22 protein-coding genes are annotated in these 25,838 nt (G+C 68.4%); 12 read left to right on the forward strand and 10 right to left on the reverse strand.

Annotation, left to right across the window (positions count from 1 at the left end):
* Positions 1-121 precede the first annotated feature (121 nt).
* Together WK25_RS20800 and pdeR are read left to right on the forward strand one after the other, a co-directional pair.
* Complete coding sequence (locus tag WK25_RS20800) at positions 122-3,760, forward strand: hydantoinase B/oxoprolinase family protein (RefSeq protein WP_069242618.1); 3,639 nt, start codon at positions 122-124, stop codon at positions 3,758-3,760.
* A 678-nt stretch (positions 3,761-4,438) separates the two neighbouring features.
* Positions 4,439-6,442, forward strand: a complete 2,004-nt coding sequence (gene pdeR / locus WK25_RS20805; RefSeq protein ID WP_069242619.1) for a cyclic di-GMP phosphodiesterase — start codon at positions 4,439-4,441, stop codon at positions 6,440-6,442.
* Positions 6,443-6,496: 54 nt separating this feature from the next.
* Here the strand turns inward: pdeR and WK25_RS20810 are convergent, their stop codons facing one another.
* Complete coding sequence (locus WK25_RS20810) at positions 6,497-7,360, reverse strand: crotonase/enoyl-CoA hydratase family protein (protein WP_069242620.1); 864 nt, start codon at positions 7,358-7,360, stop codon at positions 6,497-6,499.
* A 266-nt stretch (positions 7,361-7,626) separates the two neighbouring features.
* Between WK25_RS20810 and WK25_RS31395 the strand changes: the two genes are divergently transcribed.
* The 3 genes from WK25_RS31395 to WK25_RS31800 all read left to right on the forward strand — a co-directional run bounded on the left by WK25_RS31395 (position 7,627) and on the right by WK25_RS31800 (position 10,503).
* Positions 7,627-8,127: a hypothetical protein gene (locus tag WK25_RS31395; protein WP_156789080.1), complete on the forward strand. Its 501-nt coding sequence runs from the start codon at positions 7,627-7,629 to the stop codon at positions 8,125-8,127.
* 221 nt (positions 8,128-8,348) lie between these two features.
* Entirely contained in the window at positions 8,349-10,259 is a 1,911-nt protein-coding gene (locus WK25_RS20820; RefSeq protein ID WP_069242622.1) for a DUF3857 domain-containing transglutaminase family protein, read from the forward strand.
* A gap of 76 nt (positions 10,260-10,335) precedes the next feature.
* Entirely contained in the window at positions 10,336-10,503 is a 168-nt protein-coding gene (locus WK25_RS31800) for a hypothetical protein (protein ID WP_167432663.1), read from the forward strand.
* A 95-nt stretch (positions 10,504-10,598) separates the two neighbouring features.
* Here the strand turns inward: WK25_RS31800 and WK25_RS20825 are convergent, their stop codons facing one another.
* Positions 10,599-11,600, reverse strand: coding sequence for an AraC family transcriptional regulator (locus WK25_RS20825; RefSeq protein WP_059546235.1), 1,002 nt, complete (start codon positions 11,598-11,600; stop codon positions 10,599-10,601).
* Between the two features lie 114 nt (positions 11,601-11,714).
* Here WK25_RS20825 and WK25_RS20830 point away from each other — a divergent pair, with 114 nt between their 5' ends.
* Positions 11,715-12,923, forward strand: a complete 1,209-nt coding sequence (locus WK25_RS20830) for an MFS transporter (protein ID WP_059546236.1) — start codon at positions 11,715-11,717, stop codon at positions 12,921-12,923.
* A 153-nt stretch (positions 12,924-13,076) separates the two neighbouring features.
* Here the strand turns inward: WK25_RS20830 and WK25_RS20835 are convergent, their stop codons facing one another.
* Both WK25_RS20835 and WK25_RS20840 read right to left on the reverse strand, forming a co-directional pair.
* Entirely contained in the window at positions 13,077-13,844 is a 768-nt protein-coding gene (locus WK25_RS20835; protein ID WP_069242623.1) for an isocitrate lyase/PEP mutase family protein, read from the reverse strand.
* Positions 13,831-14,898 carry a saccharopine dehydrogenase NADP-binding domain-containing protein gene (locus WK25_RS20840; RefSeq protein ID WP_226209267.1) on the reverse strand — a complete coding sequence of 356 codons (1,068 nt, stop codon included), beginning with the start codon at positions 14,896-14,898 and terminating at the stop codon, positions 13,831-13,833. The genes WK25_RS20835 and WK25_RS20840 overlap by 14 nt, the downstream gene beginning before the upstream one ends.
* Positions 14,899-15,011: 113 nt before the next feature.
* Here WK25_RS20840 and WK25_RS20845 point away from each other — a divergent pair, with 113 nt between their 5' ends.
* Entirely contained in the window at positions 15,012-15,605 is a 594-nt protein-coding gene (locus tag WK25_RS20845) for a TetR/AcrR family transcriptional regulator (RefSeq protein WP_040139164.1), read from the forward strand.
* A 19-nt stretch (positions 15,606-15,624) separates the two neighbouring features.
* On the opposite strand, the gene WK25_RS20850 is transcribed toward WK25_RS20845, so the two are convergent.
* The gene (locus WK25_RS20850) at positions 15,625-16,092 is read right to left on the reverse strand and encodes a MarR family winged helix-turn-helix transcriptional regulator (protein WP_040139165.1); all 468 of its coding nucleotides are present in this window, start codon (positions 16,090-16,092) and stop codon (positions 15,625-15,627) included.
* Positions 16,093-16,174: 82 nt separating this feature from the next.
* Between WK25_RS20850 and WK25_RS20855 the strand changes: the two genes are divergently transcribed.
* Positions 16,175-16,543: a YciI family protein gene (locus WK25_RS20855; protein ID WP_040139166.1), complete on the forward strand. Its 369-nt coding sequence runs from the start codon at positions 16,175-16,177 to the stop codon at positions 16,541-16,543.
* A gap of 134 nt (positions 16,544-16,677) precedes the next feature.
* Positions 16,678-17,295, forward strand: coding sequence for a glutathione S-transferase family protein (locus WK25_RS20860; protein WP_059546242.1), 618 nt, complete (start codon positions 16,678-16,680; stop codon positions 17,293-17,295).
* A gap of 72 nt (positions 17,296-17,367) precedes the next feature.
* On the opposite strand, the gene WK25_RS20865 is transcribed toward WK25_RS20860, so the two are convergent.
* The 5 genes from WK25_RS20865 to WK25_RS20885 all read right to left on the reverse strand — a co-directional run bounded on the left by WK25_RS20865 (position 17,368) and on the right by WK25_RS20885 (position 22,555).
* Positions 17,368-18,090: an HAD family hydrolase gene (locus WK25_RS20865; protein WP_069243485.1), complete on the reverse strand. Its 723-nt coding sequence runs from the start codon at positions 18,088-18,090 to the stop codon at positions 17,368-17,370.
* A gap of 29 nt (positions 18,091-18,119) precedes the next feature.
* Positions 18,120-19,091 carry an ornithine cyclodeaminase family protein gene (locus WK25_RS20870; protein ID WP_040139167.1) on the reverse strand — a complete coding sequence of 324 codons (972 nt, stop codon included), beginning with the start codon at positions 19,089-19,091 and terminating at the stop codon, positions 18,120-18,122.
* 156 nt (positions 19,092-19,247) lie between these two features.
* Complete coding sequence (locus WK25_RS20875; RefSeq protein WP_040139168.1) at positions 19,248-20,378, reverse strand: DSD1 family PLP-dependent enzyme; 1,131 nt, start codon at positions 20,376-20,378, stop codon at positions 19,248-19,250.
* 111 nt (positions 20,379-20,489) lie between these two features.
* Positions 20,490-21,416 (reverse strand): LysR family transcriptional regulator, encoded by a 927-nt coding sequence (locus WK25_RS20880; RefSeq protein ID WP_144245349.1) that lies wholly within the window; start codon positions 21,414-21,416, stop codon positions 20,490-20,492.
* 224 nt (positions 21,417-21,640) lie between these two features.
* Complete coding sequence (locus WK25_RS20885) at positions 21,641-22,555, reverse strand: NAD(P)/FAD-dependent oxidoreductase (protein WP_069242624.1); 915 nt, start codon at positions 22,553-22,555, stop codon at positions 21,641-21,643.
* Positions 22,556-22,691: 136 nt separating this feature from the next.
* On the opposite strand from WK25_RS20885, the gene WK25_RS20890 reads away from it, so the two are divergent.
* The 3 genes from WK25_RS20890 to WK25_RS20900 all read left to right on the forward strand — a co-directional run bounded on the left by WK25_RS20890 (position 22,692) and on the right by WK25_RS20900 (position 25,833).
* Entirely contained in the window at positions 22,692-23,132 is a 441-nt protein-coding gene (locus WK25_RS20890; protein WP_040140942.1) for an RrF2 family transcriptional regulator, read from the forward strand.
* Between the two features lie 269 nt (positions 23,133-23,401).
* Entirely contained in the window at positions 23,402-23,995 is a 594-nt protein-coding gene (locus WK25_RS20895) for a DUF2760 domain-containing protein (protein ID WP_059546245.1), read from the forward strand.
* On the forward strand, positions 23,992-25,833 hold the full coding sequence (locus WK25_RS20900; protein ID WP_069242625.1) for an Hsp70 family protein: 1,842 nt from the start codon (positions 23,992-23,994) through the stop codon (positions 25,831-25,833). The genes WK25_RS20895 and WK25_RS20900 overlap by 4 nt, the downstream gene beginning before the upstream one ends.
* Positions 25,834-25,838 lie beyond the last annotated feature (5 nt).

A 25,838-nucleotide genomic window follows, 5' to 3' on the forward strand; every position in this document is an offset into this window, starting at 1 on the left:
GGGCGGCAGTTCCTCCTGCCGCGTTACCTACCCCTGTTCATCGAAGCCCTCACGCGGCGCGCGACGCGCGCCGTGCGACGGCGCTCGTCCTTCGAATCAACGACGCATCGAGTTCATCGCCATGACTGACCGACACAGTTTCCCCGTTTCCTCCGACGCCGCACGCTGGCAATTCTGGATCGACCGCGGCGGCACGTTCACCGACATCGTCGCGCGCCGGCCCGACGGCACGCTCGTCACGCACAAGCTGCTGTCCGAGAATCCCGAGCAATATCGCGACGCCGCAGTCGCCGGCATTCGCCATCTGCTCGGCCTCGCCGACGGCGAGCCGATCACGCCGGAGCGCGTCGACATGGTGAAGATGGGCACGACGGTCGCGACCAACGCGCTGCTCGAACGCAAGGGCGAGCGCACCGCGCTTGCGACGACCCGCGGCTTTCGCGACGTGCTGCGCATCGCGTACCAGAACCGGCCGCGCCTGTTCGATCTCGACATCGTGCTGCCCGATGCGCTGTACGAGACCGTCGTCGAAATCGACGAGCGGATCGGCGCGCACGGCGACGTCGTTGTGCCGCTCGATCTGCAGAGCGCCGAAGCGGCGCTGCGCAGCGTGTTCGACTCGGGCGTGCAGGCACTCGCGATCGTGCTGATCCACGGCTATCGCTACACCGCGCACGAACGCGCGCTGGCCGGGCTGGCCCGCCGGATCGGCTTCACGCAGGTGTCGGTGTCGCACGAGGTGTCGCCGCTGATGAAGATGGTGTCGCGCGGCGACACGACCGTCGTCGACGCGTATCTGTCGCCGATCCTGCGCCGCTACGTCGAGCAGGTCGCGCACGAGATGCCCGGCGTGAACCTGCAGTTCATGCAAAGCAGCGGCGGTCTCACCCGCGCGGACGCATTCCAGGGCAAGGACGCGATCCTGTCCGGGCCGGCCGGCGGAATCGTCGGGATGGTGCGCGCCGCGCGCGCGGCCGGCTTCGGGCGCGTGATCGGCTTCGACATGGGCGGCACGTCGACCGACGTGTCGCACTACAACGGCGAATTCGAGCGCGTGTTCGAGACGCAGGTGGCCGGCGTACGGATGCGTGCGCCGATGATGAGCATCCATACGGTCGCCGCGGGCGGCGGCTCGGTGCTCGGCTTCGACGGTGCGCGGCTGCGCGTCGGCCCCGAATCGGCCGGCGCGAATCCGGGCCCGGCCGCGTATCGTCGCGGCGGCCCGCTGACGGTGACCGACTGCAACGTGATGCTCGGCAAGATCCAGCCCGACCATTTTCCGCGCGTGTTCGGCCCGCACGCGGACGAGCCGCTCGATCGTGCCGGCGTGGTCGCGAAGTTCGAAGCGCTCGCGGACCAGATCCACGCGGCGACCGGCCGGCGCGACACGCCCGAGGCGCTCGCGGAAGGGTTCCTTGAAATCGCGATCGGCAGCATGGCGAACGCGATCAAGAAGATCTCCGTGCAGCGCGGCCACGACGTGTCGCGCTACGTGCTGACGACGTTCGGCGGCGCGGGCGGCCAGCACGCGTGCGGCGTCGCAGATGCGCTGGGGATGACGCAGGTGTTCGCGCATCCGCTCGCGGGCGTGCTGTCCGCATACGGGATGGGTCTGGCCGACCAGACCGCGATGCGCGAACGCGCTGTGGAAGCGGTGTTGTCCGACGCGTCGCTGCCCGCGCTGAATGCGACGCTCGACCGGCTCGCCGACGACGCGATCGGCGCGCTGCTCGAACAGGGCGTGCCGGCGGAGCGCATCGCGACCGAGCGGCGCGTGCACCTGCGCTACCAGGGCACCGATTCCGCGCTCGACGTGCCGGCCGGAAGCGTCGCCGCGATGCAGCAGGCGTTCGAGGCCGCGTACCGGCAGCGCTATGCGTTCCTGATGCCCGGCACGCCGCTGGTCGCCGAACTCGCGTCGGTCGAGGCGATCGGCTGCTCCGACGCGCCGGTCGAGGTCGCGCCGCTCGCGCCGCGCGACGCGGACGCGGCGCCGCACGCACACAGTGCGGTGCGGTTCTACTCGGGCGGCCAGTGGCACGACGCGGCGTTGTACGTGCGCGATACGCTGCTCGCCGGCGATACGATCGACGGCCCGGCGATCGTCGCGGAGCGGAACGGCACGACCGTCGTCGAACCCGGCTGGCGCGCCGACATGACCGCGCAGGGCAACCTGGTCCTGACGCGCACGACGCCGTTGCCGACGCGCCGCTCGCTCGGCACCGACGCCGATCCGGTGCGGCTCGAGATCTTCAACAACCTGTTCATGTCGATCGCCGAGCAAATGGGACTGCGGCTGCAGAACACCGCGTACTCGGTGAACATCAAGGAACGGCTCGACTTCTCGTGCGCGATCTTCGACGGCGACGGCAACCTGATCGCGAACGCGCCGCACATGCCCGTGCATCTCGGCTCGATGGGCGAGAGCATCCGGACGGTGATCGAGCGCAACCGCGGCCGGATGCGCGACGGCGACGTGTTCATGCTGAACGATCCGTATCACGGCGGCACGCATCTGCCCGACGTCACGGTGATCACGCCGGTGTTCGCGGACGGCTCGGACGCGCCGCTGTTCTACGTCGGCTCGCGCGGCCACCATGCGGACATTGGCGGCACGACGCCGGGCTCGATGCCGCCCGATTCGACGCACATCGACGAAGAGGGCGTGCTGATCGACAACTGGCAGCTCGTGTCGGCGGGCGTGCTGCGCGATGCGGACACGCGCGCGCTGCTCGCGTCGGGCCGCTACCCGGCGCGCAACGTCGAGCAGAACATGGCCGACTTGCGCGCGCAGATCGCCGCGAACCAGAAGGGCGTCGACGAGTTGCGGCGGATGGTTGCACAGTTCGGCCGCGACGTCGTGCTCGCATTCATGGGGCACGTGCAGGACAACGCCGAAGAAGCAGTGCGGCGGGTGATCGGCGCGCTGCAGGACGGCGCGTATCGCTATGCGCTCGACAACGGCGCCGAGATTCGCGTCGCGATCCGCGTCGACCGTGCGGCACGGCGCGCGCAGATCGACTTCACCGGCACGTCCGCGCAGCTCGACAACAACTTCAACGCGCCGAAGGCCGTTTGCATGGCCGCGGTGCTGTATGTGTTCCGCACGCTCGTCGGCGACGACATTCCGCTCAACGCCGGCTGTCTGAAGCCGCTCGACGTGATCGTGCCCGCGCGCTCGATGCTGAATCCCGAGTATCCGGCGGCGGTCGTGTCGGGCAACGTCGAAACGTCGTCGGCGATCACCAACGCGCTGTATGGCGCACTCGGCTGCGTCGCATCGAGCCAGGGAACGATGAATAACTTCACATTCGGTAACGATCAATACCAGTACTACGAGACGATCGCCGGCGGCAGCGGCGCGGGCAACGGCTTCGCGGGCGTGGCCGCGGTGCAGACGCACATGACCAACTCGCGGCTGACCGATCCGGAGGTGCTCGAATGGCGTTACCCGGTGCGGCTCGAGTCGCACCGGCTGCGCGACGGGTCGGGTGGCGCCGGCCGCTGGCGCGGCGGCGACGGCGCCGTGCGGCGGATTCGGTTCCTCGAGGCGATGACCGCGTCGATCCTGTCGAACAACCGGATCCACGCGCCGTTCGGCGCGGCGGGCGGCGAGGCCGGCGCGCTTGGCCGCAACACGATCGAGCGGGCGGACGGCACGGTCGAAACCCTGCGGCATATCGGCCGCGCGCAGATGGCGCCGGGCGACGTATTCGTCGTCGAGACCCCGGGCGGCGGCGGTTACGGCGCGGCGGGCTGACCCGCCTTCGGCACGTGATGCGCGCGCAAGCGCAGCGGCGCCGGGGCTCGCCCCGGAATGCCGGCGCGCGCGCCGGCCGCGCGGATCGCACCGGTTCCATGCGCGTTGGCGCGACGGTCGGGCGGCTGGGCGAGACCGCCCGGCCAGCGTCGTTCGCGCCGATATTGCGCCGGCGGAGAGAATAAAAAAGCATATTCCGACCTGAACGGAAACGAATGTTCACGATGTCGCAGCGTGCTGCGACACGCTTTGACCCCACATGGGAGCACGCGCCGCGGCGCGATGAAGCCCCCCCGCGGGAAAGTCGGCAAACGCCCGTCGGACAAGCGTTTCCGGCGTTTTGGGGTGCGGTGCGGCGCGCCGGCGCCCGCTGCGCAAGCGGCGCCGGTCACGAACAGATCGCTGTGCCAATTGAGCGGCGATTCCTTGACACCCCGTTCTAAATGTGAGTGCCAATCTCCATCGTCATTTGATAAGATGGGATCCATCATTCGTTTGGAAATCAGCGCGCGTCGCGCGCATACGCCGGGTCGCATTGGCTGGGAACAAGGACGGAACGAGGGCAGCTGTCAACGCCATCGCGGTTGCCGTTCCGGGTGCGCGCGTCGCACCCCCGGAGGGCGGCGGCCAGCTCGCCTCCGTCTACACTGTGCGTTTTTTCTGGATCGGGGCGAATCCATGGACGACGAAAACGATAGCGCGGTGCTGGAGGCGCATCTCGGTACGCGCAGCCCATGCTGGCGCCTCGGCAGCGACAGCAATGCACTCGAGCTGGCCGCCGTTCGAGGCCTCACCAATATCGCGGTGGCGCTGACCGGCGAGCAGGCCGCGCGGATTCGCGCGCTCACCGGCGTCACGTCCCACCTGGTGCTCGAGCTCGCGCTGTTCGGCGATGCGGTCAGCCTCCATCTGGTCGGCAAGAAGGTCGATACCGCGAACTGGGCCGGCACGGCGTCCGCTTATTCCGATACGGCGTCCGTTGCGAGCGACCTCGCGCACGGGCTCGCGTTCGCCGAGCAGGTCGTGTCCGAGGTGAACTCGCTGGTCGTGATCCTGGACCGCAACGGGATGGTGCAGCGCTTCAACCGGCTGTGCGAGGAAGTGACCGGCAAGCGCGAGGTCGACGTGATCGGCCGCAGCGCGTTCGAGCTGTTCATGAGCCCCGAGCAGGGCGCACAGTCGCGCAGCAACATCACCGGCTTTTTCGCGAGCAACAAGTCGTTCGCGGTCGAGCGCTACATCAACACGGTCAACGGGCCGCGCCTGTTTCAGTTCCGCAACAAGTTCGTGCAGAGCGGCAGCGGCGCCGACGAGCAGTTCCTGATCTGCTCGGGCATCGACATCACGGAGGAGCGCAACGCGCAGCAGCGGCTCACCGAGCTCGCGAACACCGACGGGCTGACCGGCTTGCCGAACCGTCACGCGATCAGCGAGCGCATCCGCATCGCGCTGGGCGCGGAGCGCGCCGACATGCGCGGCCAGGTGGGGATCCTGTTCCTCGATCTCGACAACTTCAAGCGCGTCAACGATCACTACGGCCACATCACCGGCGACCGGCTGCTGCAGGACGTGTCCGCGGTCATCGGCGGCTGCCTGCCGTCCGGTGCGACGCTTGCGCGGCTCGGCGGCGACGAGTTCCTGGTGTTGTTCGAGAACGGCACGCGCGCGCTGCTCGAGGCGACCGCGCAGATCATCCTCGAGCGGATGCGCACGCCGATTCATCTCGGGCTGGTCGAGGTCTACACGAGCTGCTCGATCGGCATCGCGATGTATCCGCACCACGGCGATTCGCTCGAAACGCTGATCCGCAGCGCCGATACCGCGATGTACGTCGCGAAGGAAGAAGGCAAGCATACGTACCGCGTGTTCTCGATGGAGATGAACCAGAAGGTCGCGAAGTACATGTGGCTCGACACGAACCTGCGCAAGGCGCTCGAGGAAGAGCAGTTCGTGCTGCACTACCAGCCGGTCATCGACATTGCGACCGGCGACGTGCACAGCGTCGAGGCGCTGATCCGCTGGCAGTCGCCCGATCGCGGGCTGGTCGCGCCGATCGAGTTCATCCGTTTCGCCGAGGAGTCGGGGCTGATCGCGCCGCTCGGCCGCTGGGTGATGCGCACCGCGGCCGCGCAGGCCGCCGCGTGGAAGGCGAAGGGGCTCGGCGTACGGATTGCCGTGAACGTGTCCGCACGGCAGTTGCAGGACACGAACATCGTGCTGCAGTTCGCATCGATTCTCGACGGCGCGGCGCTCAAGCCCAGCCTCGTCGATATCGAGCTTACCGAAAGCAGCTTCATCGAAGACGAAGAAGCGGCGCACGAGCTGATGAAGCAGTTCCGCCAACTCGGCGCAGAGATCCATCTCGACGATTTCGGCACCGGCTATTCGTCGCTGTCGCAACTGTCGCGGTTGCCGCTCGATTCGATCAAGCTCGATCGCAGCTTCATCACCGGCATCGACCGCAACCCGCGCTCGCAGGCGCTGGTACGCTCGGTCGTGTCGCTCGCGAAGGCGCTGAGTTTTTCGGTGGTCGCCGAAGGCGTCGAAACGCGCGCCGAAGCCGACTTCCTGAAGCAGATCGACGTCGACCACGCACAGGGCTTCTACTTCGCGCGGCCGATGCCGGCCCAGGCGTTCGAAGCGTGGCTCGCGGAAACGAGAAAGCTCAGGCTGATCGCCTGAGCGTCCTCAGATGACCGAGTGCGCCGCCGGCTGGACGGCGGCGCCGTCATCACGTCACACCGTGCGCAGCTTCGACACGCGCCGGTTCTGCAGCATCACCAGACGTTCCATGTACGCGAGGTCCTTCGGCTCGATCGTGAACGCCGCGCGCACCCATTCCTCGGTGATGTCCATCAGCTCCGAACGCGTGAGCTGGAACACGCGCTCGCGCGCGCGCAGCATCGCGCGGATGCCGTTCAGCTTCGGGGTCATCACGTCGATGAAGGTGCGTGTGGCGAGGTAAGCATCGCCCGCGTCGAAGGTCTGGTCGATCAGCCCGCGATCCTCGTACCACTCGGCCGCATGAGCTTCGCCGCTCGAGATCAGCGATTCCGCGAGCCCGCGGTCCGCCTTGCGGGCGACCAGCGAATACCCGCCCATCCCCGGAAACAGGTTGAACGCGATCTCGGGAAAGCCGAGCTTCACGCCTTTCTGCGCGAGTACGTAGTGGTGGGCGAGCGCGGCCTCGAAGCCGCCGCCCAGCGCGCTGCCCTCGACCATTGCGATCGAGATCGCACCGGTGCCGAAGCCCGTGTAGATCTCGTACACGCCGTCGATGCACGAGCGCGCGTAGGCCATCAGCTGATCGCGCCGGCCGCTGCGGATCGCGTCGACGAAGAAGCTCAGGTCGCCGCCGACGTTGAACAGCTCGGGCACGAGCGAGCCCGTCACCCAGAAGTCGAAGCGTAGACCCGACTCGCGTGCGACGCGCGCGAGATGGATGATGTCCGTGACGAGCTGCTGGTTGAAGCACGGCCGCGGCTCGGATCTCAGCATCATCCACATGACATTGCGCCCTTCCTCATAGAACGCGGTCAGTTGTGAGAGTTCTCCTGCTTCATAAAACGGACGGCACGCCGGATGGGATTGGAGTTGCATGGTATGTCCTCGTGAGATGTGGTTTTCCAGAAGCACCGCGGCCGGCGTCGTGGAAAACCAGCCCCCGCACGGCGCCGGCCGCGAGGCATCGCCATTGTTGCGCGCACACAAAGGTCGAATTGCGGGGAAAAACGCATGTCGCGGACATCGCGCACATCGCGGGCGACGTGCGCTGCGAGATCGATGCGAATGACGCGATCGGGGTGAACGCTCGACGGAAGAAGCGCGAGTGAAATGACGGTAGCGGCGCTGCGCGGCGTGGATCGATGCGGCGCGATGACGATGCGCGCGCTTGCAGTTCGGTGTTTCGATGCGATTCCTGTGCGCGCAAACGTTGGCGAGGCGTCAGCGACGCTCGACAAGATCACGCCGGCGCGGTTGGCGGCGAACGGCGTCGTGTGGCCGTCGCCCGTTGCATCGACGACGTCGGCACGCGGGCCATGCGCGGAACCGTCGCCTGGACCTCGTGCGGCAAGCGCGCGGACCTGGCCTGGCGCATGCGTTTTTCACGCGATCATCGAATCGTGACCATCCTCATTGCCACGGGAATTGCGACTGCACGGTGCCGGTTCAAGCAGGTGAATACATGCTGGCGCGGATGCGGCGCGGCAGGCGAGTCGATTGCCGCTCACGCAACGACGCACGAGCCGGCCAACGATAGACGACGTCCGCGGCGCGCCCCGCATTCCAGCAACCCGGCCATCGCCATTCCGGGGCCGGACTACGTTGCCCGCCTGCCAGGGATTTTGTATCGCGACGTGACATAAAAATCGGTCGTTCAGCCGACAGATCGTGAATGTGCGGCAATCCGGGTGTACGGTGCGCGACGCATTCCGGTCTGCCTGCGAGCGTGGAGGCAGAAGCCCGCGCGCGACGCCTTGACGGTCGCGGGCGCGTCGCCCACACTCGACTGAACGACGGCGCGCGGCGTCCGTAAACGCGCGCCGTCGCGTGCCGACATGAACCCGACCGCGCGGAGAATTTCGACGTGGTGCGCTTTCCATTTCCATCGAACGGCATCCGGCCGCGCAGCGCCTTTGCGCTCGCGCTCGCCGCCGCCTGTGCCGCGCTCGCGTGCCCGGCGTTTGCTGGTGCCGCCGCCGACGACGTGCCGCCGGTCACGATCGTCAGCGATGTGCATGTGTTCGTGCTGCAGCACGACGGCTCGCTCGACGAGCAAGACGATTCGACGCTGCGTGCGAACGATGCGAACGGGATCGACGCAATCGCGCAACGCTACGTGTGGTTCGACAAGAACCTCGAAAAGGTCGAGCTGATCGCGGCCGAGACGATCGATCGCGACGGCGTCGCGCATCCGGTCGGCCCGGACGGCATCCGCGACGTCCAAGAGCCGCGTTCGGCCGGCGCGCCGACGTTTCAGGACGGGCTGTTGCGCACCGTCGTATTTCCCGGCGTCGAAGCCGGGTCGAGCACGCGCATCGCGTTCCGCAAGTCGCGCACGAAGCCCGTCAACGCCGGTTATTTCGGCTATACGGTCGAACCGTCGCGCGAGCCGGTGGAGAGCCAGAGGCTGATCTTCGACGTGCCGGCCGACCTGCCGCTGCATGCGGATGCGCGCGGCTACGTCGCGCTGCCGCCCGTCACCGCGAACGGCCGCACGCGCTACGAATTTGACTACCGGCATGGCCCGTACGACCGGATCGAGAGCGGCTCGGTCGGCTATCCGACCTACGGCGACCGGCTCGTCGTGTCCACGCTGCCCGACTATGCAGCGTTCGCCGCGCGCTACCGCGACGCGGCCGTGGATCCGGGTGCGAACGATCCGGCCGTGGTGCAGCTGGCGCGCGCGCTCACCGCCGGCGCCGACGATCCGCACGACAAGGCGCGCATCCTGTACGACTGGGTGCAGGCGAACGTGCGGTACGTCGCGATCTTCCTCGGCGAGACGGCCGCCGCGCCGCATCGCGTGACGGACATCCTGCGCAATCGCTACGGCGACTGCAAGGACCACGTCGCGCTGTTCGGCGCGCTGCTCGCGGCGGTCGGCATCCGGAGCGAACCGGTGCTGATCAATCTCGGCGCGGTGTACACGCTGCCGTCGGTGCCCGGTTACGGCGGCGGCGCGATCAATCATGCGATCACGTGGCTGCCGGATCTCGGCCTCTACGCGGACACCACGACAGCCGGCATCGCATTCGGCTACCTGCCGCCGATCGTGATGGACCGGCCGGCGCTGCTGGTCGATAGCGGCGTGCTGTCGCGTACTCCGGCCACGCAGACGAAGCGCCGCACCGCCCGCGTGGACATCGATGCGTCGCAACCGGGCGCGGCGCGATTTCACGCGCTCGTCAACGACGAAGGCTGGACGGCCGAGCTCGAGCGCAACGTGTTTCGCCGGGCGCCGCCCGAGCGCCTGCGGCAGCTCGCGAACGAACGGCTGCGACAAAGCGGGTTGCGCGGCCGCACGCAGATCGCGACGAGCGACCGCCGCGCGACCGGCGGCCCGTTCGACGTGACGTTCACCGGCACGCTCGATCACTTCGTCTGGCCGGACGGCACGACCGCGGTGCCCGCGCTGTCGAGCGTGACCGGCGGGATCGCGACGCAGGTCGAAAGCTGGCTTGCCGAACCGGTGCGCACGCAGCCCTGGACGTGTGTCGGCGGCACGTTCGACGAGACCGGGCAGATCGCGCTGCCGGCCGACGTCGCGGTGACTGACCTGCCGGCCGACACCGCCGTGCGCGACCGCTTCATCGATTTCACGTCGCATTACGTGTTCGATCCGGCCGCGCACGTCGTGCAGGTCACGCGGCGGATGACGGCCGAATTCGGCCGGCAGGTCTGCACGGCCGACGAGTTCACCGCGCTGCGTGCGTCGCTCGAGCGCATCGAGCGCGACGCGCAGGCGCAGATCGTCGTGAGGGCGAAGCAACGTTGAAGGCGGGCGCGGCGAGCGGGCGCCGTGCACGGGCAGACGCGCCCGGCCGAAGCCGGCCGACGCTCAGGAGACGAACATGACGGAACGGGAACACGAGACCGCAGCGCTGTCGAAAGAACTGCTGGGCGCGATCGTACAGGGCACGGAAACGAGCGGCGCGCCGGTGGATGCGCAACAGTGCGCGGCGCTGGCCGTGCAGTGCGCGACGGCGCTGATCGACCAGCTGGACGCGCGCAGCGGCTGAGTGCGATCGTTGCGCGCTTGGTGAAGTATCGCGCGAAGCCTGCGTGACGCGACGGGCATTCGCGTTGCTGCGCGTTGCGCGCGAAGCGCCGGACTTTATGCGTCGGCGGGGGCGTCGGCGTGCGCGTCGCCTTCCGCACGCACCGCGCCCGGCGGCCGTCCGACCACGCGCTTGAACGCGCGGCTGAACGCGGCGAGCGACCCGTAGCCGAGCCGGTACGCGACCGCCTCGATCGTCTCGCGGTCGCGCGCGATCCACTGTGCGGCGAGGCGCATTCTCAGCTCGGTCAGGTAGCGCACCGGCGTCATCCCGGTGGCCGCGAGAAAACGCTCGGCGAACACCGAGCGCGACACGCCGGCTTCGGCGGCCAGTTCGGCGACACTCCAGTTGCGGCCCGGATCGCGATGCAGCGCGACGATCGCGCGGCCGAGCTTCGGTTCGCGCAGCGCCTGCACCCAGCCGGTCGCATCGCCGCAGCCGCACTCGACCCAGCCGCGCACGATGAACGCGGCGACCACGTCCGCGAGCCGCGCGAGGATGCCTGCGAAACCCGCGCGCTCCGAGCACGATTCGCGTTCCATCGCGTCGAGTATCGGCCGGATTTCCGGGTAGCGCGCGAGCAGCGTGCCGACGTGCATGAACGCCGGCATTGTGCCGACGAGCGGTTGCATGCCGCCGAGATCGAGCTCCATGCACGCGCTGAAGATCAGCGCATCGCCGGCGGCGGGCTCCGCTGCCGCGCACGACGCGGCGCCGACCGACGCGACCGTATCGCAGATCTTCGCAGCCTCGAACCCGCCGATCTCGCGGCACGGGGCGTCCGGATCGGACAACAGCGCATGCTTGCGGCCGTGCGGCAGCAGGATCGCATCGCCGGCCTCGAGCCGCACCGTCGTGCCGTCCGAGTCGCGCAGCAGCACGGGGCCGCGCCCGACGAAATGGAACTGCGCACGGCCCGGCGCATGACCGAAGCTCAGCCCGAACGGCCGCGGCACGTGGATCCGGCGGTATTGGACGCCGCTCAGGCGCATGCCCAGCAGTAGTTCGCTGACGAGATCGTGCACGTCGGGCGCGGGAGGAAGCAGCGGTTCGGACATATGAGATTCGGACGATCGATCAACAATAACGGATTGTATGTCATAGACCGTCCTGACGCCGCTCCTTACGATACGTCGACATCAGTACTTTCCCTATACGACACGGAACGACGCATGAATCCCGGAATCTCTTCTGCCGCCACCACGGCGGCGCCCCGCGAGCCGGCCTGGGGCGCCGTTTTCGCGATGACGCTTGGCGTGTTCGGTCTCGTCACCGCCGAATTCTTGCCTGCGAGCCTGCTCACGCCGATGGCCGACAGCCTCGGCGTGACCGAGGGCGTTGCCGGCCAGGCCGTCACGGCCACCGCGACGGTCGCGCTCGTCACGAGCCTGCTGATTTCCGCGCTGACGCGCACGATCGATCGCCGCCGCGTGCTGCTCGCGTTCTCGGTGCTGCTCGTCGCGTCGAATCTCGCCGTTGCGTTCGCGCCGAACCTGGCGATGCTGCTGATCGGCCGCGTCGTGCTCGGCATCGCGCTCGGCGGCTTCTGGACGATGGCGACCGCCACCGCGATGCGGCTCGTGCCGACCGCGCTGGTGCCGCGCGCGCTGTCGATCATCTTCAGCGGCGTCGCGGTCGCGACGATCGCATCCGCGCCGATGGGCAGCTACTTCGGTCACCTGATCGGCTGGCGCAACGTGTTCCTGATCGCCGCCGGACTCGGCGGCGTCGCATTCCTGTCGCAGGTTGTCACGCTGCCGTCGATGCCGCCGAGTGGCACCACGCGGCTGCGTACGCTCGTCGACGTGCTGCGCCGGCCGACCGTCGGCCTCGGGATGTTCGCGACGATCCTCGTGTTCACCGGACATTTCGCATTCTTCACGTATCTGCGGCCGTTCCTCGAACAGGTGGCGGGCGTCGGCGTGAACGGGTTGTCGGCGATCCTGCTCGGCTACGGAATCGCCAACTTCGTCGGCACGTCGCTCGCGGGCCGCGTGCTCGAACACCGGCTGCGGCCGATGCTGATCGGGATGCCGGCGTTGATGGTCGTGCTCGGCGTCGCGCTCGTCGCGCTTGGACGCGCGCCGATGTTCGACGCGGTGCTCGTCGCGTTGTGGGGGATGGCGTTCGGCGGCGTGCCGGTTGCGTGGTCGACGTGGGTCACGCGCACCGTGCCCGATGAGGCGGAGAGCGCGGGCGGGCTGATCGTCGCGGCGATCCAGCTCGCGATTGCCACGGGTGCGGCGGCGGGCGGCGTCGTGTTCGACGCGAACGGCGCGGGCGGCGTGTTCCTCGGTGCGGCCGCGGTGCTGGCCGTCGCGGTTGCGACGATCGTCACCGGCGTGCCGAAGCGGGTCGGAGCGACGGCGCTGGCCGAATGATGCGGGGAAAGCCGATCGGCATGGGCGTCGACCGGCTGCCCCGGGCGATCTGGCAAACAGCGGTGTGAATCCGCGGTTCCCTGTCGCGCGGGCACGTTGCATCACGCATCGTGCCCGCGTTTTGCATGCTTGATCCGGCTTGGTCGGGGGCGATCAGCCGCGTTGCTTCACCACCGCCGCAAGCGCCTTCATCGCCTGAAGGTACGGGTATGGCCCGTGGCTGATGCGGGCGACGCCGTATTCGGCGAGTTCGGCGAGCGTCGGCGTTTCGTCGACGCGCATGATGTTCACCGGCAGCGGCGACGCAGCGGTGAGCGCGCGAATCAGCGCCGGCGAGCGAAGGCCCGGCACGAACAGGCCGTCGGCGCCTGCCGCCGCATAAGCGCGTGCGCGCGTCAGCGCGTCGTCGAGCAGCCGTTCGTCGTGCGCATCGGCCGCGACCGTGAAGAACACGTCGGTGCGCGCGTTGATGAAGTAGCCGCTTCCCGCGCGATCGGCCGCCTGCCGGGCCGCGGCGAGACGCGCTGCCGCGTCGTCGACGGTGCGCAGTTCGCCCGTCGCGGGAAAGCTGTCTTCGAGATTGCAGCCGATCGCGCCGGCGTCGATGCTGCGCGCGATCGTGTCGGCGACATCTTCCAGCCGCTCGCCGTACCCGCTTTCCAGATCGACGGTGACGGGCAAGTCCGTCGCCTGTGCGATCCTCGCGAGCACTTCCATCACGAGCGCTTTCGGCATCTGCTCCCCATCGACGAAACCGTTCGCGGCCGCGACCGACCAGCTGCCGGTCGCAAGCGCGACACCGCCTGCGTCGGCCACCGTGCGCGCGCTGCCGGCGTCCCACACGTTGAACAGCACGAGCGGCTGGCCCGCCCGGTGAAGCGAACGGAAATACGCGGCTTTTTCGGTGTTATTGCGGCTCATGCTCGTCCCTCCAGTGGAAATTCGGATTGTTCGTGTTGCTGAACGATACATCGATCGTGTCGAGCGCCGCGAGAAAATCGCGTGCGTCGAACAGTTCGCCGACGCTGCGCACGCCGCCTGACGCGAGCGTCCTGCCGGTCAGCACGCGCAGCGTCGCCTCGACGATGATCGGCGCGCTGGTCGCATAGATGTCGCGTCCCGACGCGGTCGCGCGATGCGTGACGCCGTTCTGCACGACGATGGCGTCCATCGCGAAGCGCTGCGCCGAACGGCCGAGTGCGTCGACCGGTTGCGGCGGCGGCGTGCCGGCATCGCGCACGTCGCGCAGCGCGAGCGTCGCGAGCCACGATTCGATGGTATCGATGCGCAGATGCCGCGCGAGCGTCATCACTTCGGTGAATGGCAGCAGCGTCACGTCGGCGTTGCCGAACGGCGGCGGGAACGGCCACGTGCGTGTGCGGGCGGTCGACGGCACCGCGGTCGGCTTGCCGTTGCGCTGGATCAGCCGGATCGCGTGATTGCGTTCGCTGGTCACGCGCGTGCCGCGCGTCGGATGCCAGCTGTCGAGGCCGGTGGCGACGTCGACGCGGTCGACCGGGCGGCCCGGATCCACGAGCGCCGTCACGAGCAGATCGGCGAGCCCGCCGTAGAACGCGGCGGCCGGCACGAGCGTCACGCCGGCGGCGCGCGCCCGGCTGTCGCACTTGTCGGTCAGCGCCTGGACCGCCGGTTGCTCGGCCGTCAGGTCGAAATACGGAATGCCCGCCCGCAGCGCCGCATCCGCGACCAGCAGTGCGGTGTCGAGGTACGGTCCCGCGCAGTTGATCACCGCGTGCGCGCCGCGCAATGCGGCGGCGAGCGCATGCGCATCGTCGATCGGAGCGACGCGCCACGGCGCCCCGTGGTTGCCGCTTTGCGCGAGCCGTGCGGCGTCGCGCCCGATGCGGAGCGTGCCGACGCCGCGCCGCGCCGCTCCAGCTCCGCGACGACAAACCGCCCGGTGTGCCCGCTGGCGCCATACACGGCAACCGTCATTCGATCGTTCATGATCCACTCCGATACAGACCGGTTTGTTTTATAGTACAGACCTGTATCGTCGTCAATCGCCGGGTGCTATCATCGGGCGCACTAATTGGCGGCACGGGCGGCCATCGCGGCCGGGCTGGGATGAAACAGGGAAACGACACGAACGGGAGCGCGTCCGATACGCGCGAGCGCATTCTGCAGACGGCGAGCGAGCTGTTCTATCGGGAAGGCACGCGGGCGGTCGGCGTCGATCTGATCGTCGCGCAGGCGGGCGTCGCGAAGACGAGCCTGTACCGCTACTTCGCAACGAAGGACGACCTGATCGAAGCGTTTCTGCTGCGCGAGGATGCCGATTTCTGGGCGCACTGGGATGCGGTGGCCGCGCAGCACCGCCGCTCGCCGCGCGACGAACTCGATGCGCAACTGCAGTGGATCGGCGAGCGCATCGAGCGCCCCGGCTATCGCGGCTGCCCGCAGATCAACATCGCCGCCGAATACGCGGATAGTAATCATCCGGCCCGCAAGGTCGCCGTCGCGCACAAGCAGGAATTGCGGCGCAGGCTGACCGAGCTGGCGAGCGCGATGCGGATCGACGCACCTGAAACTTACGCGCTGCGGCTCGCGACCGTCATCGACGGCGCACTGAGCAGCGGACAGGCGCTGCATGCGCATGGGCCGGTGCGCTTCCTGCAGGAATTCGCGCAACTGCTGATGCCGAAGAAGGGCCGGAAGTAGCGCGCGGGGCCGCGCGGTGTCAGCCGCGCGTGGCCGGATCCTCCGACAGCGCGCGCAACTGGTCGCGCAACACGTCGACCTCGCCGTCGGCGAACGGCCGTTCGATCTCGGCGTGCGTCTGCTGCCACAGCGGAAACGCGTCGGCGAGCAGCCGATGGCCGGCCGGCGTGAGTTCGAGCAGGCGGCTGCGCTTGTCGTCCGGATCCTGCGTGATGGTGACGAGCCCGCGCCGCTCGAGCGGTTTCAGCGCGGCGGTGAGCGTCGTGCGGTCCATCGCGAGCAGCGACGCGACCGACTTCATCGCGGCCGGCTGCGGCCGGTTCAGCGACATCAACAGCGAAAACTGGCCGTTGGTGAGATCCAGCGGACGCAGCACATCGTCGAAGATGCGCGCGAGATTGCGGGCCGCGCGCTGCATGTGCAGGCACAGGCAGCAATCGCGCACCATCAGCGTCGTCTCGAACGGAAGCTTTTCTTTGCGTGCCATGTTGCAATTGTGTTGATATCAACCTATCGTGTCAAGGGCGAGGAGCGGCAGCCCGCCGCTCCCGTCACCGGACGGAGGAAGCATGAGTGCCCAACAGCAGTTGTATCTCGCGGTATTCCTCGGCAGCAAGGAAAGTCCCGGCATGAAGGCGTGGATGGCGCTGCCGGAGGACGAACGGCGCGCGCGCGAGCGGGACGGAATCGCCGCGTGGCATGCGTGGGTCGACCGGCATCGCGATGCGATCGTCGAACTCGGCGGTCCGCTCGGCAAGACCAAGACGATCGGCAAGGGCGGTGTCGCGGATACCGCCAATGCGATGAGCGGCTTCACCGTCGTGCGCGCCGCATCGCACGACGCGGCGGCCGCGCTGTTCGAAGGTCATCCGCATTTCACGCTGTTCCCGGGCGACGCGATCGACGTGATGCCGGTGCTCGCCGTGCCCGGCATGTGATCGGCAGCGGGCGCGCTGCGCGTGCGGCCGACGTGGCCGAAGCGGCCGAAGCGGCCGAAGCGGCCGAAGCGGCCGAACGGGCCGGAGTCGCCTGCGCACCGCGTGTTCCGCGACATCTTGATGGAGACATTGCGATGAAGCTATACGGATTCGCCGGAACGCGCTCGCAACGCGCGCTCTGGGGGCTCAGGGAACTGGACGCGGATTTCGAATTCGTGTCCGTCAATCTGCTGGCGGGCGAGCACAAGCGGCCCGAATTCCTGCAAATCAATCCGGCCGGCAAGGTGCCCGTGCTGGTGGACGGCGATCTCGTGATCCCGGAGTCGGCCGCGATCGTGCTGTACCTCGCGGACAAGTATCCGGAGAAGGCGCTGCTGCCGACCGATCCGGCGCTGCGTGCGCACGCTTACCGCTGGGTGATGTTCGCGGTGACGGAACTCGAGCAGCCGCTGTGGCGCATCACGCGGCATACGTTCCTCTACCCGCCGGAGAAGCGGCTGCCGGCCGATATCGAACTCGCGCGCGAGGATTTCAACGCAATGGCCGGAATTCTCGACCGGCATCTCGAGGGGCGTGAATTCATCGTCGGCGACACGCTGACGGTCGCCGATTGCGTGACTGCGTATCTGATCGACTGGGCGAGCGAGTGTCAGCTGCTCGATGGGTTCCCGCAGTTGCGGGCGTACCTCGCGCGCCTTTACGCGCGGCCGAAGGCGCCGCAACGGATCGCGGACGCGCGCAAGGCCGCGTGAGTGGCCGTGGAGCGCGCCGACGGCCGCGAGCGGGCGCGATGGCGCGCTGTCGCGATGGCGCGCCGTGCGGGGCTACTGCACGGCGGCCGGGCCGCCCAGCGCGTGGCACAGCACCGACAAGTCGCGAACGGTCAGATGCGGGGATGGGGCGCGATGCGCAGCGCGCTCCGTTTCCGTGTGTTCGTCGCGTACGACCCACGCGGCCTGAAGCCCCGCCTTCAACGCGCCGACGACGTCGAGATGAAAATCGTCGCCGACGTGCAGCAGTTCCGCCGCCCGCACCCCGAGCGTCGTCGCAGCCGCATGAAAAATCTCCGGCTCGGGTTTTGCAAATCCGAACGCGCGCGCGCTGATCGTTTCGCGGAAGAACTCGGCGCCGCCGGTCAAGCGAAGATCCGCATTGCCGTTCGTCACCGCGATCAGCGGAAACCGTGCGCTCAACCACGCGAGCGCCGGCAGTGCATCGTCGAAGAACTCGACCTGATTCCGCGCCGCATAGAACGCATCGTATGCGTGGTCGGTCAGTTCGACGTCTTCGTTTGCGCGCGCCAGCGCGAGCCGGATCGATCCGATGCGCAGCGCGCGATAGTCGCCGACGAGATCGGGCCGCGAACGTTCGTATTCGTCGCGCAATCGGCTTAACGCGTGCGGCGTCGGCAGCACATTCGCGATATTCGGCGCGCGCGCGAGCAGCCACGCGTGCAGCGACGCCTCGGCACGAACGACGGCCGCGCCGAACGGCCACAGTGTGTCGTCGAGGTCGAACGAGATGGCGGAAACTTTGGCAAGCGGCATGGTGACGGAAGATATCACGCAGTTGCCGTTCACCACGCCCACGGGATCGAACGGCCCGCGCCGTTGTCGACAGCCTGCCGGTACAGGAGACGCGCGACGGTCAGGTCCTGCAGCGCAAGCCCCGTCATGTCGAAGACGGTGATCTCGTTCGCGGAGCGACCGATCGACACGGTGCCGGCGAGTACGTCGCCGATTTCGGTGCGCGGCAGATCGGGCGCCCACTGGCACTCGCCGATGGTGCGCGCCTGCTCGTGATCGTCGACGAAAATCCGCGCGCGCGCCAAAACACCTTCGGGCAGTTCGCGCTTGCCCGCGGTGTCCGCGCCCACGCAGGTCAGATGCGTGCCCGGCCGGACAGCATCGGCGTCGAACAACGGGCCGCCGCCCGGCGTCGCGGTAATCACGACGTCGCTGTCGGCCACAGCATCGTTCCGGCTTCGCGCGACGCGAATGTCGCAGCGTCCGCGGAATGCCGCTTCGAATACCGGATCCGGCTCGCCGCCGACGTTCACGTACTGCACCGTGCACCGTTGCGGCAGCAGCCGTATCGCGTAGTCGAGCTGGACGTGCGCCTGCACGCCGGTGCCGAATACGCAGATCCGTGAACTGTCGCGCCGCGCGAGCGCCTGGAGCCCGAGGCCGCCCGCCGCACCCGTTCGCGCGGTGGTGATCGCATTGCCGTCCATGATGCAGAGCGGGCGGCCGCTGGCCGGATCGAATAGCGCGATCGTCGCCTGATGCGGCTCGCCGCCGCGGCGGCGATTGCCTGGCCAGAACCCCGCGGCCTTGAAACCGAGCAGATCCTGGCTCGCGACGTCACCGGCTTTGATGCCGAATACGCCGCCGGTATGCAGCTTCTCGCGCACGACCGGAAACACGCGCCCGGCGCGCCGACTGTGCAGCACGAACGCTTCGCGGACCGCCGCCATCACCGGCTCGGCTTGCAGAGCCGGTTCGACCGCATCGCGATCGAGAAGGAGGAGTTGGGCGTCTGTCGGCATGGTCGGGAGCCTGTCGAGTGTGGAACGATGTGCGGATTTTATGGTTTGTCCAGATATGGGCAAACGGTCACCGATTGTTGAACGACGATGGCGCGATCGATGTCGTCAGATGAAACGGACGATCACGCCACACCACCGTTTCAGCACGCCTTCCGATTACCAGCCGTAGAAGCGCGGCCACGTCTGTATGGCGCCGTCGCCGCTCAGCGCGTGGTATTCCGGATGCTGCGCGCCGGTCGCGCATGCATGGTTCGGCAGGATTCGCAGGCGGGTGCCGATCGGAAACCGCTTTGCGATATCCGCATCGATCGTGCCGGCGCGCGACACGATTCCGTGTTCCTGATTGGCCGCGCTGATCACGTAGTCGCCGAGCACGTCGCCGTCCTCGGTGCACACCTGCCCGTAGCCGAAATCGCGCGCCTGCCGCTGCGTGCCGCGATCGCGGCTCATCGCCATCCAGCCCGCATCGACGATTGCCCAGCCTTTCTCTTCCTGATGTCCGATGACGGTGGTCAGCACCGATAGCGCGATATCGGACAGCGCGCACACGCCGACGTTGTGCATCACGAGGTCGAACAGCACGTACACGCCCGCGCGGACTTCGGTTGCGCCGGCCAGATGCTCGGCGGACAGCGCGGTCGGCGTCGACCCGATGCTCACGACCGGGCACGGCAAGCCGGCGGCCCTGAGGCGCTCGGCGGCGCGTACGGTCCGGCTGCGCTCCTGTTCCGCGATCGCGACGAGCGCGTCGCGGGTGTCGTAGTCGTAGCTGGAGCCGGCGTGCGCCAACACGCCGCCGAGCGTCATGCCGCCGTCAACCAGCGCGCGGCCGACGTCGATCAGCCGATCGTCGTCGGGCGGAATGCCCGACCGGTGCCCGTCGACGTCGACCTCGATCCAGACCTCGAAACGTTCGCCGTGCTCGCGCCCGAATTCGGCAATCGCTCGGGCGGCCGGTACGCTGTCCGCGACGATCTTCAGATCGCAGCCCTGCCGGCGCAGCGCGAGCGCCTGGCCGAGCTTCGCGGGAATCATCCCGACCGCATAGACAATGTCGCGCACGCCGCCCGCGAAGAACTGCTCTGCTTCCTTCAGCGTGGATACCGTGATGCCCCGCGCGCCGGCCGCGATCTGCGCGTCGACGACGTGCTGGCACTTCGTCGTCTTCACGTGCGGCCGGAATCGGACGCCGAGCGCGTCCAGACGCGTCTGCATGCGCGCAATGTTGTCACGCATGCGTTCGATGTCGATCAGTGCGGCGGGGGTATTGACGGTTGGGACGCCCATGGTGCGTTGCCTCGAGAGTGGCCGATGCAAGCATCGTAGGACGGTTGATGCGTCGCCGGTTTAACGTGCAGCAAATGATCCATTAAGCAAGCGTTAATGGCCGGCTGCGCGTCACGCCTTCCCGCGCCACGGCGGCGGATCGAGAAACTGCTTTGCGGCGTCGACGAAAATGCGTTGCCGCGCGGAGCGGCCGGTGCGCGACGGCAGCAGCGCGGTCACCGGCGCGGGAGGCAGATGCCAGTCGGGTAGCAGCCTGACCAGCTTGCCGCTCGCGAGCAGCGGCGCGACGTCCCATTCGGACCGTTCGACGATGCCGAGCCCGGCCAGCGCCCAGTCGGTGATGACGGTGCCGTCGTTCGACGACAGTGCGCCCGTTACGCGGATCACCGCCGAGCGCCGGGATTCGCCTTTGCCATCGGCCCTTTGCGAGAAGCGCCAGCGCGGAATGTCCTCGTCGTTCTCGCGCAGGCACAGGCAGTCGTAGCGGGCGAGGTCGGAAGGGTGGTTCAGTGCAGTGATGCGACGCGCGTAACCGGGGCTCGCGCACAGGAAGCGCTCGTTCGGCGCAAGCGGATAGCCGATCCACGACGACGATTTCAGGCTGCCGACGTGAATCACGACGTCGGCACCGGACGCGCTGGTCAGCGGGCTCTCGGATAGATGCAGCGAGATGTCGAGCTTGCGATGCGCGCGCTGCACGTCGCGCACGATCCGCGCGACGTACTTGCGTCCGAAGCCGAACGGCGCGACGACGCGCAGCGTGCCCTGCACGTCGCCGTGATCGCCCGCGATATTGCCCGGCAGTGCGTCCACGCGCTCGAGAATGTCGACGGCCTCCTGATGGAGCCGCTGCCCTTCGTCGGTCAATTCGATGCCTTTCGGCTGCCGTACGGCGAGCCTCACGCCGAGCCGGGACTCCATCCGCTGCAGGCGGACCGTGACCGCGGGCGGCGTGAGATCGAGCAGGCGCGCGGCGGATGCCAGTGATCGCGACGCGCCGATCGCGCGCACGAGTCGAAGGTCGTCGAGATCGAGCATTTCGTGTCCATGAATGACGGCGTGGGCAGGCATTAATTAGACATCACATCGAGCATCGAATCCATCCATGCGGCCGCGCAGCCAAGCATCCGCGAGAATCGACGTCGGCGAACGCGCTTCAGGCTCGGGAGAATGAGCGCTCCTCGCGCGTCGCCCGTACCGCATCCGATCGCGCGGCGAAACGAAGACGACGCCGCGTTACCTCGCGTGCGAAGTCGTTCACTTCACGCATCGAGCCCGAAAATCAACGACCGATGCGCACCCACCCCGGCCGCGACACCCGAGGCCGACGCGAACGTCGCATTGGTCATCAGGCTCGACGCGTCGCCGGCCGCGAACACGCCGGGCACGCTCGTCTGCTTCCACATGTCGACGCGGATCGCCGCACCCAGCGGCCCTTCGTCGAACGCGCAGCCGAGCTGTTGCGCGAGATCGCTGGCCATCTCGGTGCGTGCGCCGACGAACAGCGCATCGATCGGCACCATCTTGCCGTCCGCGAGCCGCAGCGCGTCGATTCGCGGTGCTTCGCCAAGGATTTCGACGACGGGCGAGTGCTCGATGCGCACGCCGCGTGCGGCGAGCAATGCGGCTTCTGCTTCGTTTGCTTCGACCATGCGTTGCGTGAACCACGTCGTCGGCCCCCAGTCCGGAATCAGGATTGCCTGATGCACGGAAAGCGGATGCGTGGCGAGCACGCCGAGTTGCCGGCCCGCGACCTCGTAGCCATGGCAATACGGACAGTGCAGCACGCTGATCCCCCAGCGTTCCGCGAGTCCCGGCAGCGCGGGCAATTGGTCGCGGATGCCGGTCGCGAGGATCAGGCGCTCGGCGCTCGCGCGGCTGCCGTCCGCCAGCGTCACGTGAAAGCGGCCGGCCGCATCGCGCGCGGCGGTGTGCGCTTCGCCGGCGATCCGCTGTACGGTCGGATAGGCCGCGAGTTGCGCGGCGGCGCCGGCGACGATCTGCGCCGGCGGCTTGCCGTCCTGCCCGAAAAAAACGTGCGCATGTTCGGCGAAGCGGTTACGCGGCCGACCCGCGTCGATCACGAGCACGCGTCGTCGTGCACGCGCCAGTTGCGTCGCGGCGGACAGCCCGGCAAAGCTGCCGCCGATCACGATCACTTCATGATGGCTCTGCATCCGTTCACTCCTTTCATGACTCCGTTCAAGCGAGAGCGTGCTCCGATGGCGGTCAACTCATGAAACACGAGGAGTTGCATGATAGGTCGATGGTATCATTCATGCAACTTCAGAAGTTTCGAGAGTGAGCGAGCCCGTGAGAACCGATAGCCGTTTGTCGCGCATCCTGCATGCGCTGATCCACATGGACCAGGCCGACGGCCCGCTGACGTCGGAGGCGATCGCAGCGATGCTGTGCACAAGTCCGGTCGTCGTGCGGCGCTTGCTCGGCGGGCTGCGCGACTGCGGCTACGTGCAGTCGGAAAAGGGCCACGGCGGCGGCTGGGCGCTCCGCGTCGCACTCGACGACATCACGCTGCTCGACGTTTATCGTGCGGTCGGCGAGCCGCCGGTGTTTTCCGATCTGGTGACCCAGGACGCGCCCGACTGCCTGATCGAACAGGCCGTCAACGCGCATCTGTCCGCCACGCTGAAAGAGGCCGAAGCGGTGCTGCTCGCCCGCTTCGGCGAGGTCAAGCTCGGGATGTTGTCGCGGGATTTCGAAACGAAAGCCGCACGCCGCCGCAAGTCGCGCTGACGCGCCGCACAATATCGAGGCCCCACCGACAGCCGGCAGTCCGACGTCATTCCGCCCGCACCCGGTACGGCGCAAAACTCGCGCGCGACCGCGTTCTGTCCCCCAACTTCTGCCCGGTTCGCCCGCCACAGGGCAAAATACGGGTTTTCCGCACCCGCACGGGTGCGTCCGAATCATGCGCCGGGCACGGCGATGCGCAACCGCACGTCGTCGCCGGGCGCCCAGGCAAGCTGCTCGCCATGTCGCGAGCCCAAAGGAGTCCAGACCCCATGCCCGAATCCAACCTGTCCTTCTTCGGCCGGCTGTCGCTGGCCGTCGGCACGTTTTTCTCCGTGCTCGGCAACCGCGAGTTCGCGGCCGAAGTGCTGCGCGTGCGCGACGGCGTCCCGGCGGTCGCGCCGGCTCCGGCAGCCCCGGCTCCCGCCGCAGCGCCGGCCGCCGCCGCCGCGCCCGTGAAGGCTCCGGCGCCGGAACTGCGCGAAGCGAGCCCGCAAGCGGCGCTGCAGCTGCTCGGCCTGCTGCAGCGCGATGCGCGCTTCATCGACTTCGTCGAGGAGGACATCGCCGGCTACGCGGATGCCGACATCGGCGCCGCCGCGCGTCTCGTGCACGACGGCTGCCGCGCCGCGCTGCGCGAGCACTTCACGATCGTGCCGGTGCGCGACGAAGCGGAAGGCGCGCGCGTGACGCTGCCGGCCGGCTTCGACGCGACAGCCGTGCGCGTGACCGGCAACGTGGTCGGTTCCGCGCCGTTCACGGGCACCGTCAGCCACCGTGGCTGGCGCGTGGCCGACGTGCGCCTGCCGAAGCTGACGGGCAGCCACGACGCATCGGTGATCGCGCCGGCGGAGGTGGAACTGTGAGCGATCCGCGCTATTCGATCGGTATCGACCTCGGGACGACCCACTGCGCGCTGTCGTACGTCGACGGCGGCGCGAGCGACGGCGAAAAGATCGCGCAGCAGGTACTCCCGATCCCGCAACTGACCGCGCCTGGCGCGCTGGAGTCGCGCGACCTGCTGCCGTCGTTCCTCTACCTTCCGCATGAAAGCGAGCTCACGCAGGGCGACCTGACGCTGCCGTGGACGGCCTCGCGCGGTTTCGCGGTCGGCGAGATGGCGCGCACGCGCGGCGCAGGCACGCCGATCCGCCTCGTGTCGAGCGCGAAGAGCTGGCTGTGTCACCCGGGCGTCGACCGCCGCGCGGCGATCCTGCCGAGCGATGCGCCGCCCGAAGTGTCCCGCGTGTCGCCGCTGGAAAGCTCGATCCGCTATCTCACGCACCTGCGCGAAGCGTGGGACCACGCGCATCCCGATGCGCCGTTCGCCGACCAGGACGTGACGGTCACGATCCCCGCGTCGTTCGACCCGGCCGCGCGCGAGTTGACGGCGGAAGCCGCGCGTGCCGCCGGCTATTCGCGGATGACGCTGCTCGAGGAGCCGCAGGCGGCGCTCTACAGCTGGATCCAGAAGAGCGAAGGCGGCTGGCGCAAGCAGGTGCAGGTGGGCGACCTGATCCTGTGCGTGGACGTCGGCGGCGGCACGACCGACCTGTCGCTGATCGCGGTGGTCGAGCGTGACGGCAATCTGGAGCTGCATCGCGTCGCGGTCGGCGAGCACATTCTGCTCGGCGGCGACAACATGGACCTCGCGCTCGCGCACGTCGTCGCCCGCAAGCTCGCGCAGCAGGGCACGCAGGCCGATCCATGGCAACTGCGCGCGCTGACCTACGCGTGCCGTTCCGCGAAGGAAACGCTGCTGTCGGACCCGGCGATCGACGCGGTGCCGCTCGTCGTGCCGAGCCGCGGCTCGAAGCTGATCGGCGGCTCGATCCGCACCGAACTGACGCGCGCCGAACTCACGCAGACGATCCTCGAAGGCTTCTTCCCGCAAGTCGATGCGGCCGCGCGCCCGGTCAGCCGCGCGCGCGTCGGCCTGACGCAGCTGGGCCTGCCGTATGCGCAGGACGCGGGCATTACGCGCCATCTCGCGGCGTTTCTCGGCCGCCAGGTCGCGGCGCTCGACACGCTCGAAGGCGTGCAGCGCACGCTGCCGCAAGGCGCGACGTTCCTGCATCCGACCGCGGTGTTGTTCAACGGCGGCGTGTTCAAGTCGACGCTGCTCACCCAGCGCGTGCTCGATACGCTCAACAGCTGGCTTACCGCCCAAGGCGCGCCGGCCGCGCGCCTGCTCGAAGGCGCGGACCTCGATTTGGCGGTGGCACGCGGCGCGGCCTATTACGGTTACGTGAAGCGCGGTCGCGGCGTGCGCATTCGCGGCGGCACGGCGCGCGCGTACTACGTCGCGATCGAGTCGGCGATGCCGGCAGTGCCTGGGCTCGAGCCGCCGGTGCAGGCGCTGTGCGTCGCGCCGTTCGGGATGGAGGAAGGCACCGACGCGGCGCTGCCGCCGCAGGAGTTCGGCCTCGTCGTCGGCGAACCGGTGCAGTTCCGCTTCTTCGGATCGTCGGTGCGGCGTCAGGACCAGGTCGGCACGCTGCTCGACTACTGGTCGCCGGACGAACTGCAGGAACTCGACGCAATCCAGGCGACGCTGCCTGCCGAAGGCCGTTCGGTCGGCGAGGTCGTGCCGGTGAAGCTGCACGCGCGCGTGACCGAAGCCGGCACGCTCGAACTCGAGGCAATCCCGAGCGGCACGGACGAGCGCTGGAAGGTCGAGTTCGACGTGCGCGGCGCCGCCTGAGCGCG

The organism is Burkholderia latens, assembly GCF_001718795.1.
GTDB classification, from domain to species: Bacteria; Pseudomonadota; Gammaproteobacteria; order Burkholderiales; family Burkholderiaceae; genus Burkholderia; species Burkholderia latens_A.

What these genes read in the sequence shown, in the direction of transcription:
- WK25_RS20800 (WP_069242618.1), top strand. Translation starts at nt 122, where the DNA reads ATGACTGACCGACACAGTTTCCCCGTTTCCTCCGACGCCGCACGCTGG.
- pdeR (WP_069242619.1), top strand. Translation starts at nt 4,439, where the DNA reads ATGGACGACGAAAACGATAGCGCGGTGCTGGAGGCGCATCTCGGTACG.
- WK25_RS20810 (WP_069242620.1), bottom strand. Translation starts at nt 7,360, where the DNA reads ATGCAACTCCAATCCCATCCGGCGTGCCGTCCGTTTTATGAAGCAGGA.
- WK25_RS31395 (WP_156789080.1), top strand. Translation starts at nt 7,627, where the DNA reads ATGCGGCGCGATGACGATGCGCGCGCTTGCAGTTCGGTGTTTCGATGC.
- WK25_RS31800 (WP_167432663.1), top strand. Translation starts at nt 10,336, where the DNA reads ATGACGGAACGGGAACACGAGACCGCAGCGCTGTCGAAAGAACTGCTG.
- WK25_RS20825 (WP_059546235.1), bottom strand. Translation starts at nt 11,600, where the DNA reads ATGTCCGAACCGCTGCTTCCTCCCGCGCCCGACGTGCACGATCTCGTC.
- WK25_RS20830 (WP_059546236.1), top strand. Translation starts at nt 11,715, where the DNA reads ATGAATCCCGGAATCTCTTCTGCCGCCACCACGGCGGCGCCCCGCGAG.
- WK25_RS20835 (WP_069242623.1), bottom strand. Translation starts at nt 13,844, where the DNA reads ATGAGCCGCAATAACACCGAAAAAGCCGCGTATTTCCGTTCGCTTCAC.
- WK25_RS20845 (WP_040139164.1), top strand. Translation starts at nt 15,012, where the DNA reads ATGAAACAGGGAAACGACACGAACGGGAGCGCGTCCGATACGCGCGAG.
- WK25_RS20850 (WP_040139165.1), bottom strand. Translation starts at nt 16,092, where the DNA reads ATGGCACGCAAAGAAAAGCTTCCGTTCGAGACGACGCTGATGGTGCGC.
- WK25_RS20855 (WP_040139166.1), top strand. Translation starts at nt 16,175, where the DNA reads ATGAGTGCCCAACAGCAGTTGTATCTCGCGGTATTCCTCGGCAGCAAG.
- WK25_RS20860 (WP_059546242.1), top strand. Translation starts at nt 16,678, where the DNA reads ATGAAGCTATACGGATTCGCCGGAACGCGCTCGCAACGCGCGCTCTGG.
- WK25_RS20865 (WP_069243485.1), bottom strand. Translation starts at nt 18,090, where the DNA reads ATGCCGCTTGCCAAAGTTTCCGCCATCTCGTTCGACCTCGACGACACA.
- WK25_RS20870 (WP_040139167.1), bottom strand. Translation starts at nt 19,091, where the DNA reads ATGCCGACAGACGCCCAACTCCTCCTTCTCGATCGCGATGCGGTCGAA.
- WK25_RS20875 (WP_040139168.1), bottom strand. Translation starts at nt 20,378, where the DNA reads ATGGGCGTCCCAACCGTCAATACCCCCGCCGCACTGATCGACATCGAA.
- WK25_RS20880 (WP_144245349.1), bottom strand. Translation starts at nt 21,416, where the DNA reads ATGCTCGATCTCGACGACCTTCGACTCGTGCGCGCGATCGGCGCGTCG.
- WK25_RS20885 (WP_069242624.1), bottom strand. Translation starts at nt 22,555, where the DNA reads ATGCAGAGCCATCATGAAGTGATCGTGATCGGCGGCAGCTTTGCCGGG.
- WK25_RS20895 (WP_059546245.1), top strand. Translation starts at nt 23,402, where the DNA reads ATGCCCGAATCCAACCTGTCCTTCTTCGGCCGGCTGTCGCTGGCCGTC.